Source organism: Citrobacter sp. C5_2, assembly GCF_014596845.2.
Taxonomy (GTDB): Bacteria; Pseudomonadota; Gammaproteobacteria; order Enterobacterales; family Enterobacteriaceae; genus Citrobacter; species Citrobacter werkmanii.
The window spans coordinates 3,565,081-3,579,368 of the sequence record NZ_CP115032.1 but is presented as its reverse complement, the minus strand read 5'-3'; the positions used below and the strand labels follow the sequence as shown (position 1 = coordinate 3,579,368).

The following is a 14,288-nucleotide window of genomic DNA, read 5'->3' as shown; positions in this document are numbered from 1 at the left end:
AAGTACCTGGTAAGGCTCTGTAATGAATCGACAATCCTGGCTGCTTAATCTCAGCCTGTTAAAGACCCACCCTGCATTTCGCGCCGTCTTCCTCGCTCGTTTTATTTCCATTGTCTCTTTGGGACTACTCGGTGTGGCGGTTCCGGTACAGATCCAGATGATGACCCAGTCGACCTGGCAAGTGGGTTTATCGGTGACATTGACCGGTAGCGCAATGTTTATTGGCCTGATGGTTGGCGGCGTACTGGCCGACCGCTATGAGCGTAAAAAAGTGATCCTGTTGGCGCGTGGAACCTGTGGCGTCGGCTTTATTGGTTTGTGTCTGAATGCGCTGCTGCCCGAACCGTCGTTACTGGCGATTTATCTGCTTGGCTTATGGGACGGTTTCTTTGCCTCGCTGGGCGTGACGGCTTTGCTGGCAGCAACGCCGGCGTTGGTCGGGAGGGAGAATTTGATGCAGGCCGGGGCGATTACTATGCTGACGGTGCGTTTGGGTTCGGTCATTTCGCCGATGCTTGGTGGGGTACTGCTGGCGACCGGTGGCGTGGCCTGGAACTACGGGCTGGCGGCGGCAGGCACGTTCATAACCTTACTGCCTTTATTGAGCCTTCCCGCGTTACCTCCACCGCCGCAGCCGCGCGAGCATCCGCTGAAATCGCTGCTGGCAGCATTTCGCTTTTTGCTCGCCAGTCCGCTGATTGGCGGCATTGCGCTGCTCGGCGGCCTGTTGACCATGGCGAGCGCCGTGCGGGTGCTGTATCCGGCGCTGGCGATTAACTGGCAGATGTCGAGCGCGCAAATTGGTTTGTTGTATGCGGCCATTCCTCTTGGCGCGGCGGTGGGCGCTTTGACCAGCGGACAGCTGGCGCACAGCGTTCGTCCGGGATTGATCATGCTGGGTTCTACCGTGGCTTCATTCCTGGCTATCGGTCTGTTTGGGTTGATGCCGGTCTGGGAGCTTGGGGTTGTCTGCCTGGCGCTGTTCGGTTGGTTAAGTGCGGTTAGCTCTTTGTTGCAGTACACCCTGTTACAGACGCAGACGCCAGAAGCGATGCTCGGGCGAATTAACGGTTTGTGGACGGCGCAGAACGTCACCGGGGACGCGATTGGCGCGGCGTTGTTAGGTGGTTTGGGTGCGATGATGACGCCGGTCGCCTCGGCAAGCGTAGGTGGATTTGGGCTGGTGATTGTCGGTCTGCTACTGCTGTTGTTGCTGGGGGAATTACGTCGATTCCGGCAAATGCCTGTGAATACCTGACGGGCCGGATAGGGCGTTAGCCGCATCCGGCGCTGGCGATTAAAAGAGAGCTGACAGACGTTGCAACAGCAGCGTCGCGCTGTAGTAGTCGAGACGGAAGGTTTCCGTGCCCAGGGCGTAAACACGTTTATTTTGCACGGCTGGCAGATGCGCCAGAAGCGGATTGGCATAAATGGCGTCGGCATCTTTGCTGTCGCCAGCAAACAGGAACAGCGCTTCGCCGTTCAGGCCAGCCGCCAGATTTTCACCGCCAAGCTGGATGATATCGTGGCGTTTGCCCTGGCTCTGGCTGGTGTGCAAACCGGCAGGTAGCGGCGCCAGCGTGAAGCCTAACTGTTCCATCAGCTTGCCCTGTGCCGACTCAGGCGTCCAAAGATTGGCGCTGTGCGCCGCCGCGGTATAGACCAGCGCGTTGACCGGCTGTGGCGGTAGGGTGATCCGTTGCTTAACCGCTTGCAGTTGCTTATCAAATTCGGCAATTCGCGCGGCTGCCTGCGGCTCCTGACCGGTAATTTCACCCAGTTGCGTCAGCAACGTCTGCCAGCTTTTGTCGTCGTAGTTGATGATAAGCGTGGGCGCAATGGTGGACAACTGATCGTATAGCGCGAGGGCGGAGTCGCCGCCGGTGGCGCTTACCAGAATCAGATCCGGCATTTGTGCCGCGACGGCTTCCGCACTTGGTTCGCCGATGTACAGACGGCTGAGTTTGCGTTCCCTGGCCACGTCGCTCCATTGACGTAAAAAGCCCTGCGCATCGCCAATGCGGTTGTTCGGCGTGGTGGCGCCGCTGGCGATGACCGGGGCATCAATCGCCAGCAGCGAGCCGGTAAGGGTGACGCTGGTGGAGACAATGCGCTGCGGCTTTTGCTCCAGCGTATGTGTGCCACGGCTGTCGGTGATCTGACGCGGCCAGTCGGCGGCGTGACCTAAAGAAATTCCTGAAATAAACAAACCAGTCAGTAAAAGCACGGTGCGACGAAAAGAGGGGAGACTCACGAATCAGCTTCCTGTTATCAGTATGGTTAATGCTTCTCATTTTCATTGTTAGCGAGCGAGGATGCAAGCCAAAGTCGCACATTGTGCTGCCACAAGAGTTGACATACAGCCGCTTTGCTTTTAGGTTAGCGACCGAAAATATAAATGATAATCATTATTAGAGTCTTTATCATTTTTGGAGGATGATATGGATATGTCACTGGCCGAGGAAAAAACGCAGACTATGCCGACGCTCGCTCCCGACAGTTTTTTCTTTATGTCGCCGTATCGTAGTTTTACGACGTCAGGATGCTTCGCCCGCTATGCGGAACCGGCAATTGATGGCGATTCGCCAGACAGCCCTTTCCAACACAAAATGCACGCACTGTTTGCTGATGCCAAATCGCAGGGCATCGCTAACCCCATTATGGTCGGGGCAATTCCTTTCGATACCCGCCAGCCATCATCGCTGTTTATTCCCCAATCGTGGCAGAGCTTCTCTCGCACGGCAAAGCAGCAATCATCACGTTACTTTAACCGGCATCAGTCGTTAAACGTCGTTGAGCGTAACTCGATTCCGCAACAGGACTTTTTTGAAGAGATGGTCGCCCGGGCGGCTGCGCTGACGGCCACGCCGGAAGTCGACAAAGTGGTGTTGTCACGTCTGATCGATATCACCACCGATGCCAACATTGACAGCGGTGCGCTGCTGGAGCGTCTGGTGGCGCAAAATCCGGCGAGTTACAACTTCCATGTCCCCATTGAAGACGGTGGCGTATTGCTTGGCGCCAGCCCGGAACTGCTGTTGCGCAAAGAAGGCGATCGTTTTAGCTCGTTGCCGCTGGCCGGTTCGGCGCGCCGTCAGCCTGATGATGTGCTGGACAGGGAAGCGGGGATCCGCCTGCTGGCATCTGAGAAGGACCGCCATGAGCACGACCTGGTGACGCAGGCGATGAAAGCCGTGTTGCGCGATCGCAGCAGTGAATTGCAACTCCCTTCCTCTCCGCAACTGGTCACTACGCCTACGCTCTGGCACCTCGGCACGCCGTTTGAAGGAAAAGCCAACGCAGAGGAAAACGCGCTGACGCTGGCGTGCCTGTTGCATCCGACGCCTGCGCTGAGCGGTTTCCCGCATCAGGTTGCGCGCAACATTATCGCCGAGCTGGAGCCGTTCGATCGCGACTTGTTCGGCGGCATTGTCGGCTGGTGTGATGCTGAAGGTAATGGCGAATGGGTGGTGACGATCCGCTGCGCGAAGCTGCTGCGTAATCAGGTTCGTTTCTTTGCCGGCGCCGGTATTGTGCCTGCGTCTTCTCCGGTTGCGGAATGGCGTGAAACGGGAGCCAAGCTTGCCACCATGTTGAATGTTTTTGGACTGCATTAAGGAGTCATGATGAGTATTCCTTTCACCCGTTGGCCGGAGGAGTTTGCCCGCCGTTACCGTGACAAAGGCTACTGGCAGGATTTGCCGCTGACCGACATTCTGACCCGTCACGCCGAGAGCGACCATACGGCGGTCATTGATGGTGAACGCCATCTGAGCTATCGCCAGTTGAATCAGGCGACTGACAATCTCGCCTGCAGCCTGCGTCGTCAGGGAATCAAACCTGGCGAAACCGCGCTGGTGCAGTTGGGCAATGTGGCGGAGCTGTATATCACGTTCTTTGCGCTGCTCAAGCTGGGCGTCGCTCCGGTGCTGGCGCTGTTTAGCCATCAGCGTAACGAACTCAATGCTTATGCTAAACAGATCGCACCCGCGTTACTGATCGCCGATCGCCAGCATGCGCTGTTTAGCGGGGAAGATTTTCTCAATACCTTTGTGGCTGAACACAATTCAGTGCGCGTGGTGCAACTGCGCAATGATGAAGGCGAACATAACCTGCAAATGGCGATAGACCAGCCTGCGGCTGATTTTACCGCGACGCCATCGCCTGCTGATGAAGTGGCGTACTTCCAGCTTTCTGGCGGTACCACCGGGACGCCGAAGCTTATTCCTCGTACCCATAACGATTACTACTACAGCGTGCGTCGCAGTAATGAGATCTGCCGCTTCACCAGGGAAACGCGCTATCTGTGCGCGATCCCGGCAGCGCATAACTACGCCATGAGTTCGCCTGGTTCGCTTGGCGTGTTCCTGGCTGGCGGCACCGTGGTTCTGGCGGCTGACCCGAGCGCAACCCTGTGCTTCCCGCTGATTGAACAGCATCAGGTTAACGTCACGGCGCTGGTGCCGCCGGCGGTGAGCCTGTGGCTGCAGGCGATTGCGGAGTGGGGGAGCAATGCGCAATTGGCTTCGCTGACGCTGCTGCAGGTCGGTGGGGCACGGCTTTCCGCCTCGCTTGCGGCGCGTATTCCGGCGGAGATTGGCTGCCAGTTGCAGCAGGTTTTTGGCATGGCGGAAGGGCTGGTGAACTACACCCGTCTGGACGACAGCCCTGAGCGCATCATCAATACCCAGGGCCGTCCGATGTGTCCGGATGATGAAGTCTGGGTCGCCGATGCTGATGGTAATCCCCTGGCGCAGGGCGAAACGGGCCGCCTGATGACGCGAGGTCCGTACACCTTCCGGGGTTACTTCAACAGCCCGGAGCACAATGCCAGCGCCTTTGACGCCAACGGTTTTTACTGCTCCGGCGATCTGATCGCTATCGATCAGGATGGCTATATCACCGTACAAGGGCGTGAGAAGGATCAGATCAACCGGGGTGGCGAGAAGATCGCAGCAGAAGAAATTGAAAACCTGCTGTTACGCCACCCATCGGTGATCCATGCCGCTCTGGTCAGTATGGATGACGAACTGATGGGCGAGAAAAGCTGCGCATGGCTGGTGGTGAAAGAGCCGCTGCGCGCGGTGCAGGCGCGCCGTTTCCTGCGTGACCAGGGCGTGGCGGAATTCAAATTACCTGACCGTGTGGAGTGCGTTGAGTCACTCCCGCTAACCCCGGTCGGTAAAGTGGATAAAAAACAATTACGTCAGTGGCTGGCGTCACGTTCACTGGCCTGAAGGAGAAAAAGAGATGGCAATTCCTAAACTGCAGGCTTATGCACTGCCTACGGCGCTTGATGTTCCAGCCAATAAAGTCGACTGGACGTTTGAACCTGAACGCGCCGCGCTGCTGATCCACGACATGCAGGACTATTTTATCGGCTTTTGGGGGGATAACTGCCCGATGATGGCGCAAGTGGTGGCTAACATTGCCGCACTGCGTCAGTTCTGCAAAGAGCACAACATTCCGGTGTATTACACCGCGCAACCCAAAGAACAGAGCGATGAAGACCGCGCCCTGCTGAATGATATGTGGGGACCAGGCCTGACGCGTTCGCCGGAACAGCAAAAAATCGTTGATGCGCTGGCTCCCGATGAGGCGGATACCATCCTGGTGAAATGGCGTTACAGCGCATTTCATCGCTCTCCGCTGGAGCAGATGCTTAAAGATACTGGCCGAAATCAACTGATTATTACCGGTGTGTATGCCCATATTGGCTGCATGACCACTGCGACTGACGCGTTCATGCGCGATATCAAGCCGTTTATGGTCGCCGATGCGTTGGCAGACTTCAGCCGTGATGAACACCTGATGTCGCTGAAATACGTGGCGGGACGTTCCGGTCGGGTGGTGATGACCCAGGAACTTTTGCCGACGCCGGTTCCGGCGAGTAAAGAGGCGCTGCGCAGCGTGATTCTGCCGCTGTTGGATGAGTCCGAGGAGCCAATGGATGACGAAAACCTGATCGACTACGGGCTGGATTCCGTGCGCATGATGGCGCTGGCGGCGCGCTGGCGTAAAGTTCATGGCGATATTGATTTCGTGATGCTGGCGAAAAACCCGACCATAGACGCCTGGTGGAAGCTACTCTCCCGCGAGGTGAACTGATGGCCGGATTTGATTTTGCCGGGAAAACCATCTGGGTGACCGGCGCGGGTAAAGGCATTGGCTACACTACGGCACTGGCATTTGTGAAAGCTGGCGCGCAGGTGACTGGCTTCGATCGCGAATTTCCTCAGGATAACTACCCGTTTGCGACCGAAGTGCTGAATGTGGCCGATGCCGGGCAGGTGGCTGAGGTGTGCCAGCGTGTCCTTAAAGCGTGCGAGCGGCTGGATGTGTTGGTCAATGCCGCCGGTATTCTGCACATGGGGGCCACTGACGCACTGAGCGTTGAAGAGTGGCAGCAGACGTTTGCCGTTAACGTTGGCGGCGCGTTCAATCTGTTTCAGCAGACGATGGCGAGGTTTCGTCGCCAGCAGGGCGGGGCGATCGTGACCGTCGCCTCAGATGCGGCGCACACGCCGCGGATCGGCATGAGTGCTTATGGGGCGTCAAAAGCCGCGCTAAAAAGCCTGGCGCTCACCGTCGGACTGGAACTGGCGGGCAGCGGTGTGCGCTGTAATGTGGTGTCGCCTGGCTCGACCGATACTGACATGCAGCGCACGTTATGGGTCAGTGATGACGCGGAGGAGCAGCGTATTCGCGGGTTTGGCGAACAGTTTAAGCTTGGTATCCCGTTGGGGAAAATCGCCCGACCGCAGGAGATCGCCAACACCATTTTATTCCTCGCCTCCGACCTTGCCAGCCACATTACGCTACAGGATATCGTGGTGGATGGCGGCTCAACGCTGGGAGCATGATGATGATCTGGAAACGCCATCTCACGCTGGATGAATTAAATGCCACCAGCCACAACACCATGGTCGCGCACTTAGGCATCCTTTATACCCGACTGGGCGATGATGTGCTGGAGGCCGAAATGCCGGTTGATACCCGCACGCATCAGCCGTTTGGTTTGCTGCACGGCGGCGCGTCGGCGGCACTGGCCGAAACGTTGGGTTCAATGGCGGGTTATCTGATGACCCGCGACGGGCAGTGTGTAGTCGGTACAGAACTGAACGCCACGCACCATCGGGCGGTTTCGCAGGGCAAAGTGCGCGGCGTTTGTCTGCCGCTGCATCTCGGACGGCAGAATCAAAGCTGGGAAATCGTCATCTTTGATGAGCAAGGACGACGCTGTTGTACCTGCCGATTAGGTACTGCGGTGATGGGGTGAAGTCGCCCGACAAAGTAAAATGAAATTGCAGGGTTAACAGGTAAATGAAGTGATCTAGTTAACACTGCAATGTAAAAACTCAGTGATACTTCGGGTTTGTATGGTTGTCATGTTGTTAAATTCAGAAAAGATGTTATAGAAACAAAATGTAACATCTCTCTGACCTGGACAACGGATAATCAATATGAATAAATCAGGGAAGTACCTCGTCTGGACAGTGCTCTCTGTAATGGGAGCATTTGCCCTCGGCTATATCGCATTAAACCGTGGTGAACAGATCAACGCGTTGTGGATAGTCGTGGCGTCGGTCTGTGTCTACCTTATCGCTTACCGTTTCTATGGCCTGTACATTGCGAAAAATGTGCTGGCGCTGGACCCGACGCGTATGACGCCAGCCGTGCGCCATAACGACGGTCTGGATTATGTTCCTACCGATAAAAAAGTGCTGTTCGGTCACCATTTTGCGGCGATTGCCGGGGCGGGTCCGTTAGTCGGGCCGGTACTGGCGGCACAAATGGGTTATCTGCCGGGTATGATCTGGCTGCTTGCCGGGGTGGTACTCGCGGGGGCTGTGCAGGACTTCATGGTGCTGTTTGTTTCTACCCGTCGCGATGGTCGTTCCCTTGGCGAACTGGTGAAAGAAGAGATGGGCCCAACGGCGGGCGTTATTGCGCTGGTAGCCTGTTTTATGATCATGGTGATTATCCTCGCGGTACTGGCGATGATCGTCGTGAAAGCGCTGACCCACAGCCCGTGGGGAACCTACACCGTCGCGTTTACCATTCCGCTGGCGATCTTTATGGGGATCTACCTGCGTTATCTGCGTCCGGGCCGCATTGGCGAAGTGTCGGTCATCGGTTTGGTATTCCTGGTGTTTGCCATTATTTCCGGCGGTTGGGTGGCTGAAAGTCCGACCTGGGCACCGTATTTTGACTTTACCGGCGTACAACTGACGTGGATGCTGGTGGGCTACGGCTTTGTCGCTGCCGTGCTGCCGGTATGGCTGTTGCTGGCCCCACGTGATTATCTCTCTACTTTCCTGAAAATCGGCACCATTGTTGGCCTGGCGGTAGGGATTTTGATCATGCGTCCGACGCTGACCATGCCTGCGCTGACCAAGTTTGTTGACGGTACTGGCCCGGTCTGGACCGGTAACCTGTTCCCGTTCCTGTTTATTACCATTGCCTGTGGTGCGGTATCTGGCTTCCACGCGCTGATCTCTTCCGGTACCACGCCGAAGATGCTGGCGAACGAAGGGCAGGCCTGTTTTATCGGCTATGGCGGAATGTTAATGGAATCCTTTGTCGCCATTATGGCGCTGGTTTCCGCGTGCATCATCGATCCGGGCGTGTACTTTGCGATGAACAGCCCGATGGCGGTGTTGGCTCCGGCGGGTACGGCGGATGTCGTGGCTTCTGCAGCGCAGGTGGTCAGCAGTTGGGGCTTTGCTATTACTCCGGACACCTTGCATCAAATCGCCAATGAAGTCGGCGAACAATCCATCATTTCCCGCGCAGGCGGTGCGCCGACGCTGGCCGTTGGGATGGCGTATATTCTGCATGGTGCGCTGGGCGGCATGATGGATGTGGCGTTCTGGTATCACTTCGCCATTCTGTTTGAAGCCCTGTTTATTCTGACGGCGGTTGACGCCGGTACACGCGCCGCACGCTTTATGCTGCAGGATCTGTTAGGCGTGGTATCACCGAGCCTGAAACGTACCGACTCACTGCCTGCGAACCTGCTGGCTACAGCGCTGTGCGTACTGGCCTGGGGTTACTTCTTACACCAGGGCGTGGTGGATCCACTGGGCGGTATCAACACCCTGTGGCCGCTGTTTGGTATCGCCAACCAGATGCTGGCCGGTATGGCATTGATGCTCTGTGCGGTGGTGCTGTTCAAGATGAAACGTCAGCGCTACGCATGGGTGGCGCTGGTGCCAACGGCCTGGCTGCTGATTTGTACTCTGACTGCGGGCTGGCAGAAAGCGTTTAGCCCGGATGCGAAAATTGGCTTCCTGGCTATCGCCAACAAGTTCCAGGCGATGATCGACAGCGGTAATATTCCGGCGCAGTACACCCAGTCGCAGCTGACGCAACTGGTGTTTAACAACCGTCTGGACGCGGGCCTCACTATTTTCTTCATGGTGGTCGTCGTGGTGCTGGGGCTGTTCTCGATTAAAACTGCGCTGGCAGCGCTGAAAGAGGACAAACCGACTTCGAAAGAAACGCCGTACGAACCAATGCCTGAGAATGTCGAAGAGATCGTGGCGCAGGCGAAAGGCGCGCACTAATATTCTCTTAACCAACAAGCCCTCTCCGGTACGGGGAGGGCGTTTGTACGACAGGGAATCACTATGTTTGAAACGCTCTCCAAAGCCGGGAAGTATTTAGGGCAAACCGCCCGCTTGATGATCGGTGTGCCGGATTATGACAACTATGTTGAGCATATGCGCGTCACGCATCCGGATCAGACGCCAATGACCTACGAAGAGTTTTTCCGCGAGCGGCAGGATGCGCGCTATGGGGGCAAAGGCGGCGCGAAGTGCTGTTAATTTTTTTGCCGGATGGCGCTGACGCTTATCCGGCCTACAACAATGCTTTGGCCGTGGGCCTGATAAGGCGAAGCCGCCATCAGGCAACCTGCACCATAGTCACACCGTCAACGATTCTACCTTCTCAAACGCTACGCGCAGGGTATCTGGCGTTAACGTTACCGGCAGCGCATGAATAGATTCCACCGGGCGCAGGGTATGCGCAATCACCTTATCGATCTCAGCGCGATTTGCGATATCCACGTCTAACTGGGCCAGCCTGGTGGGGAGATTGAACCGCTGATAAGCGGTGACAAGTTGCGCCAGCACATCATCTTGTCCAAGCAGCGCGCTCTGCACCAGAATGCCATACGCCACTTTGGTGCCATGGAGAAACTTCTCCGTTTGCGGGAGGACGGTCAGACCGTTATGGACCGAATGAGCCGCCGCCACACGGGTGTAGCGCTCGCCCAGGCCGCCGACCATACCGCCGCCGGCTATAATCGCATCCACCACGTCGCTAAACGCCTGGGTTAGTTCACCACGCTGCTTATCTGCCAGTGCCTGCTCGCTGCTTTCCAGCAGGACGTCGCGGATGGCCAGCGCGCCGTTGATGCCCAGACGTACGGTCAGAGGTAGCGTTTCTGGCTGCGGAGCCAGCACCACTGCCTCATACCATTTCGCCAGCGTATCGCCAATACCGGCCAGTAAATACTCTTCAGGCGCGTTAAGTATGATTCGTGGCTCAACCAGCACCAAAAAATTGGCATCGTCGAATATTTCGAAATGCAGCGCCTGACCGGCATCGTTGTACCAGACGGAAAGCGGCGTCCAGGCCGCGCAGGTGGCGGCGATGGTTGGGATCGCCACGAAAGGTAAATCAAGGCGGCGAGCCAGCGCTTTAGCCGTATCGAGCAGTGTACCGCCACCCACGCCAATCACGATGCTGCGATCATCTCCCGATTCTTTTGCCAGTTGAGCAACATCGGTTTCGCTGCAATGTCCCGTAAATAACAGGCGCTTAGCTTCGGCAAGATGAAAAGCTTCTGGCAGATAAGGACGCGCCGCGGCGATAGCTAGCTCACCGTAGACCCAGACTGCGTGTGAGAGTTGATCCGGGGTGAAAAAGTCGTGCAGTCTGGAGAGGCTACCGGTGTGGGAAAAGTAGTTAGCCGGGCCGGTGACGACGCGAATCTCGGTATTACTCATGTTGTGTTGTCCTTGTGCTGTCCTGATCTGGCAGGTTATTTTTATATAGACGTCTGAACGTCTTGATTGCCAAATACTAACATCGTGCTATAGTGGCTTCAACAACAACATCACACGTCGGGATAACAATAATGAGCAATAACCCACTGATTGTGCAAAGCAAACTCCCAAATCTGGGGACCACAATATTTACGCAAATGAGCGCGCTGGCACAGCAGCATCAGGCCATTAACCTCTCGCAGGGATTTCCTGATTTTGACGGTCCACATTTCTTGCAGGAACGTCTGGCATATCATATCGCGCATGGCGCTAACCAGTATGCGCCGATGACGGGCGTGCAGCCGCTGCGCGAAGCCATTGCCGATAAAACCGCGGAGTTGTACGGTTATAAGCCCGATGCGACAAGTGAAGTCACCGTCACGGCAGGGGCCACAGAAGCATTGTATGCAGCCATTACGGCGCTGGTGCGGCCTGGTGATGAAGTCATCTGTTTTGATCCGAGCTACGACAGCTACGCGCCTGCGGTGGCGTTATCCGGCGGCGTGGTGAAACGTATTGCGTTGCAACCGCCGTCATTTCGTGTGAACTGGCAGGAATTTGCCACGTTACTCAGCGAGCGCACCCGGTTAGTGATCCTCAATACACCGCATAACCCATCTGCTACCGTCTGGCAGCGCGCTGATTTTGATGCGTTATGGCAGGCGATTAAAGAGCGCGAGATTTTTGTTATTAGCGACGAAGTGTATGAGCATATCTGCTTTGCCGCTCATGGACATACAAGCGTGCTGGCTCATCCGCAGCTACGGGAACGCGCTGTTGCCGTTTCATCTTTCGGTAAAACGTATCATATGACCGGCTGGAAAGTCGGCTATTGCGTTGCACCCGACGCCATTAGCGCCGAGCTACGCAAAGTCCATCAGTACCTGACGTTCTCAGTCAACACACCGGCTCAGCTGGCGCTGGCGGATATGCTGCGGGAGGATCCAATACACTACCGCGAGCTGCCCGCGTTTTATCAGAGAAAGCGTGATGTGCTGGTGAATGCGTTACGCGACAGCCGACTGGAAATTCTGCCGTGTGAGGGGACCTATTTTCTGCTGGTCGATTACAGTGCGGTCTCAACGCTTACTGACGTTGAGTTTTGTCAGTGGTTAACTAAAGAAGTGGGGGTTGCGGCGATACCGCTGTCGGTGTTCTGCGCCGATCCTTTCCCGCATAAGCTGATCCGCCTATGTTTTGCCAAGCAAGAATCGACGCTGTTAGCAGCCGCAGAGCGTCTGGTTTCGCTGTAATTATTTTACTGTCCAGGCTTTGGAAAACCGACGGTCGGCAAATAACTCCTGCAGGCCGTTGATTTGTTTCAGTCGCAACACTTCATCATTATCCATGCCCAGTTCTTTAGCGATTTTTTCTTCACTCCAGCCCAGTTGCGATAATTCACGCACGATTTCCGACATGGCGTGGATTTGGTGGCGCCCGCGGGCGCGGTTATGGCGGATTGTCGCCGCCATACGTTCATGGCGATCGCGTTCCAGGCAGGCGACGGGCAGATAGCCTTTTAATCGTGGTTTTAGCGATGCTTTGTTTTTTCCTAATTCATGGCGGTGAAAGCCATCGATGATTTCATACTCTTCTTCCGTTGAGTGAACCACGACAATCGGCTGGGTGAAGCCATCCGCTTCGATGGATTTCAACAGCAGCTTTTTCTCCGGCGGCGCAACGTTATTAGGGTTGTAATCATTGGGCGAAATGTGATCGCTTTTAATCCATAACACGCAATCTACTGGTTCTTCACGAAATGGACTGACGCTGTGGATTGCCATTCTGAATTCATTAATGGCTTCAATTCTATCTTTTTCTGGCAAACCAGAAAGAAAGCCGAGGAGTTCCTGTGTTAATCGTTGTTGCATAACAACCCCCATTCCTGACGTTTGGTTTTCATGCGTTCAGTATATCGCTGGTAGTTTTTCGTTTTTGTGGGGCTGAACGAAAGTGCCCGACACCAGTAATCATTATTCAGGAGCACTTTGCAGATCCTTCTCCATGAGGGGATATCCCTGGAACCAATATCGCCTTCCTGACTTTCCGGGATATTGTCCATGCCTTTTTTCTTATACCACTGTATATAGACAGCGATTTTGTTGCGGTAATGTTCTGCGGTCTGTTCTGGCATGCTGTGTAATAGCAGCATGGCGTATTGCTGCCAACTTAAATGCTCTGGTTTGAGTATTTTCCGATGACCGTAAAAATGGTTGTCATGACCGGCGTAAATCCCGCCGCTTTTAACGCCGCTGACGCGGGCGCACATAGCCGCCCATCGCTGTGGCTCAATGACATGGTACAGCCATAGCCCCTGGCGTTGTTCTGGTCCAAAGGGCTCGCAAATACGCATATATCGTGTTGGGACTCCGGCCTGATACATCAGGTTATACAAGGGATTGCATGGCATTTTTGTCTTTGCAAACCATGTCCAGATATCGGCTGTTTTCCAGTCATATAACGGATAAATATACCAGGTGTGTCCACCTGGCGCTGCCGTCGTCCACGGCTTGTCATCGGCAAAACGTTGCTTACGCGAGTTGGCGATGGCCACAAAGCGGTTATAGGACTCGTCCGCGCGAATGCCGACCATCATCGCTGCGGGACGCTTTTGTGAAAACCAATCTGCGAACTCGCGAACAAAAAGCTCAAAGGTCATACCGGGCTGATAGAAAGAAAAGAAATTGGGGTCGGTTATGGCATCGGCTGGTGGCTGACGCACCCACTGTATATTCGGCTCCCAGCACTGCCATTCGGGTTGATATTGTGAAAGCGCGTTTTGTGTGGTCAGAGGTAATGCGACCCAATAAAATTCTTCGATAACATCGGAATAACTCTCGCGTAGCGCCTGGACATAATCGATAGTGCAGGAAAACTGAGCTTCCCAGTCAATAAATAATACGCTAATTTTTTTCTGTAACTGGCGGGCAAGGGTGGCTGTAAGATGGAGCATAAGACCGGAATCTTTTCCTCCCGATAATGAAACACAAATGCGCGGCAGTGTGTTGAGCGTCCATGTAATGCGCTCCTGTGCGGCTTCAAGTACATGTTGAGTTAGAGGTATTTTATAAACAGACATATCAAATCCATAGTGAGGCGCTGTTATTCCCCGCTATGGTAAATGGTCAGCATAAGAAATGCTAATCTATATGTATCGTAATTTTTACGACTTATTCATCATTTCAATAAATAACTTTAATGAATTGTTAATATGAATTAATTATACCCATC

The 14,288-nt window shown here is 55.0% G+C and carries 13 protein-coding genes; 9 read left to right on the top strand and 4 right to left on the bottom strand.

The features are described from left to right. The first annotated feature begins 22 nt into the window (after window positions 1–22). Window positions 23–1,258 (top strand): enterobactin transporter EntS, encoded by a 1,236-nt coding sequence (gene entS, locus ICA20_RS17530; protein WP_038638626.1) that lies wholly within the window; start codon window positions 23–25, stop codon window positions 1,256–1,258. Between the two features lie 39 nt (window positions 1,259–1,297). Here the strand turns inward: entS and fepB are convergent, their stop codons facing one another. Beyond that, window positions 1,298–2,254, bottom strand: coding sequence for a Fe2+-enterobactin ABC transporter substrate-binding protein (gene fepB / locus ICA20_RS17525; RefSeq protein ID WP_038638628.1), 957 nt, complete (start codon window positions 2,252–2,254; stop codon window positions 1,298–1,300). A 187-nt stretch (window positions 2,255–2,441) separates the two neighbouring features. On the opposite strand from fepB, the gene entC reads away from it, so the two are divergent. The 7 genes from entC to ICA20_RS17490 all read left to right on the top strand — a co-directional run bounded on the left by entC (window position 2,442) and on the right by ICA20_RS17490 (window position 9,830). Further along, window positions 2,442–3,617, top strand: coding sequence for an isochorismate synthase EntC (entC, locus tag ICA20_RS17520; RefSeq protein WP_038638631.1), 1,176 nt, complete (start codon window positions 2,442–2,444; stop codon window positions 3,615–3,617). 9 nt (window positions 3,618–3,626) lie between these two features. Next, a complete protein-coding gene (gene entE / locus ICA20_RS17515; RefSeq protein ID WP_038638633.1) occupies window positions 3,627–5,237 on the top strand; it encodes a (2,3-dihydroxybenzoyl)adenylate synthase EntE in 1,611 nt (536 codons plus the stop codon). A 13-nt stretch (window positions 5,238–5,250) separates the two neighbouring features. After that, window positions 5,251–6,108: an isochorismatase gene (locus tag ICA20_RS17510; RefSeq protein WP_038638636.1), complete on the top strand. Its 858-nt coding sequence runs from the start codon at window positions 5,251–5,253 to the stop codon at window positions 6,106–6,108. After that, on the top strand, window positions 6,108–6,863 hold the full coding sequence (gene entA / locus ICA20_RS17505; RefSeq protein ID WP_038638641.1) for a 2,3-dihydro-2,3-dihydroxybenzoate dehydrogenase EntA: 756 nt from the start codon (window positions 6,108–6,110) through the stop codon (window positions 6,861–6,863). The genes ICA20_RS17510 and entA overlap by 1 nt, the downstream gene beginning before the upstream one ends. Window positions 6,864–6,865: 2 nt before the next feature. After that, window positions 6,866–7,279 (top strand): proofreading thioesterase EntH, encoded by a 414-nt coding sequence (gene entH, locus ICA20_RS17500; protein ID WP_038643067.1) that lies wholly within the window; start codon window positions 6,866–6,868, stop codon window positions 7,277–7,279. Between the two features lie 184 nt (window positions 7,280–7,463). Further along, window positions 7,464–9,569, top strand: a complete 2,106-nt coding sequence (cstA, locus tag ICA20_RS17495; RefSeq protein ID WP_006685575.1) for a pyruvate/proton symporter CstA — start codon at window positions 7,464–7,466, stop codon at window positions 9,567–9,569. 63 nt (window positions 9,570–9,632) lie between these two features. Continuing rightward, the gene (locus ICA20_RS17490; protein ID WP_006685574.1) at window positions 9,633–9,830 is read left to right on the top strand and encodes a YbdD/YjiX family protein; all 198 of its coding nucleotides are present in this window, start codon (window positions 9,633–9,635) and stop codon (window positions 9,828–9,830) included. A 99-nt stretch (window positions 9,831–9,929) separates the two neighbouring features. Here the strand turns inward: ICA20_RS17490 and ICA20_RS17485 are convergent, their stop codons facing one another. Beyond that, window positions 9,930–11,018 (bottom strand): oxidoreductase, encoded by a 1,089-nt coding sequence (locus ICA20_RS17485; protein ID WP_038638645.1) that lies wholly within the window; start codon window positions 11,016–11,018, stop codon window positions 9,930–9,932. 131 nt (window positions 11,019–11,149) lie between these two features. On the opposite strand from ICA20_RS17485, the gene ICA20_RS17480 reads away from it, so the two are divergent. Continuing rightward, a complete protein-coding gene (locus ICA20_RS17480; RefSeq protein WP_038638647.1) occupies window positions 11,150–12,310 on the top strand; it encodes a pyridoxal phosphate-dependent aminotransferase in 1,161 nt (386 codons plus the stop codon). On the opposite strand, the gene ICA20_RS17475 is transcribed toward ICA20_RS17480, so the two are convergent. Together ICA20_RS17475 and ICA20_RS17470 are read right to left on the bottom strand one after the other, a co-directional pair. Further along, window positions 12,311–12,928 (bottom strand): ParB/RepB/Spo0J family partition protein, encoded by a 618-nt coding sequence (locus ICA20_RS17475; RefSeq protein ID WP_038638649.1) that lies wholly within the window; start codon window positions 12,926–12,928, stop codon window positions 12,311–12,313. It lies immediately after the preceding gene. Continuing rightward, the gene (locus ICA20_RS17470) at window positions 12,913–14,136 is read right to left on the bottom strand and encodes a phosphoadenosine phosphosulfate reductase (RefSeq protein ID WP_038638652.1); all 1,224 of its coding nucleotides are present in this window, start codon (window positions 14,134–14,136) and stop codon (window positions 12,913–12,915) included. The genes ICA20_RS17475 and ICA20_RS17470 overlap by 16 nt, the downstream gene beginning before the upstream one ends. Between the last annotated feature and the right edge of the window lie 152 nt (window positions 14,137–14,288).

What these genes read in the sequence shown, in the direction of transcription:
- entS (WP_038638626.1), top strand. Translation starts at nt 23, where the DNA reads ATGAATCGACAATCCTGGCTGCTTAATCTCAGCCTGTTAAAGACCCAC.
- entC (WP_038638631.1), top strand. Translation starts at nt 2,442, where the DNA reads ATGGATATGTCACTGGCCGAGGAAAAAACGCAGACTATGCCGACGCTC.
- entE (WP_038638633.1), top strand. Translation starts at nt 3,627, where the DNA reads ATGAGTATTCCTTTCACCCGTTGGCCGGAGGAGTTTGCCCGCCGTTAC.
- ICA20_RS17510 (WP_038638636.1), top strand. Translation starts at nt 5,251, where the DNA reads ATGGCAATTCCTAAACTGCAGGCTTATGCACTGCCTACGGCGCTTGAT.
- entA (WP_038638641.1), top strand. Translation starts at nt 6,108, where the DNA reads ATGGCCGGATTTGATTTTGCCGGGAAAACCATCTGGGTGACCGGCGCG.
- entH (WP_038643067.1), top strand. Translation starts at nt 6,866, where the DNA reads ATGATCTGGAAACGCCATCTCACGCTGGATGAATTAAATGCCACCAGC.
- cstA (WP_006685575.1), top strand. Translation starts at nt 7,464, where the DNA reads ATGAATAAATCAGGGAAGTACCTCGTCTGGACAGTGCTCTCTGTAATG.
- ICA20_RS17490 (WP_006685574.1), top strand. Translation starts at nt 9,633, where the DNA reads ATGTTTGAAACGCTCTCCAAAGCCGGGAAGTATTTAGGGCAAACCGCC.
- ICA20_RS17485 (WP_038638645.1), bottom strand. Translation starts at nt 11,018, where the DNA reads ATGAGTAATACCGAGATTCGCGTCGTCACCGGCCCGGCTAACTACTTT.
- ICA20_RS17480 (WP_038638647.1), top strand. Translation starts at nt 11,150, where the DNA reads ATGAGCAATAACCCACTGATTGTGCAAAGCAAACTCCCAAATCTGGGG.
- ICA20_RS17475 (WP_038638649.1), bottom strand. Translation starts at nt 12,928, where the DNA reads ATGCAACAACGATTAACACAGGAACTCCTCGGCTTTCTTTCTGGTTTG.
- ICA20_RS17470 (WP_038638652.1), bottom strand. Translation starts at nt 14,136, where the DNA reads ATGTCTGTTTATAAAATACCTCTAACTCAACATGTACTTGAAGCCGCA.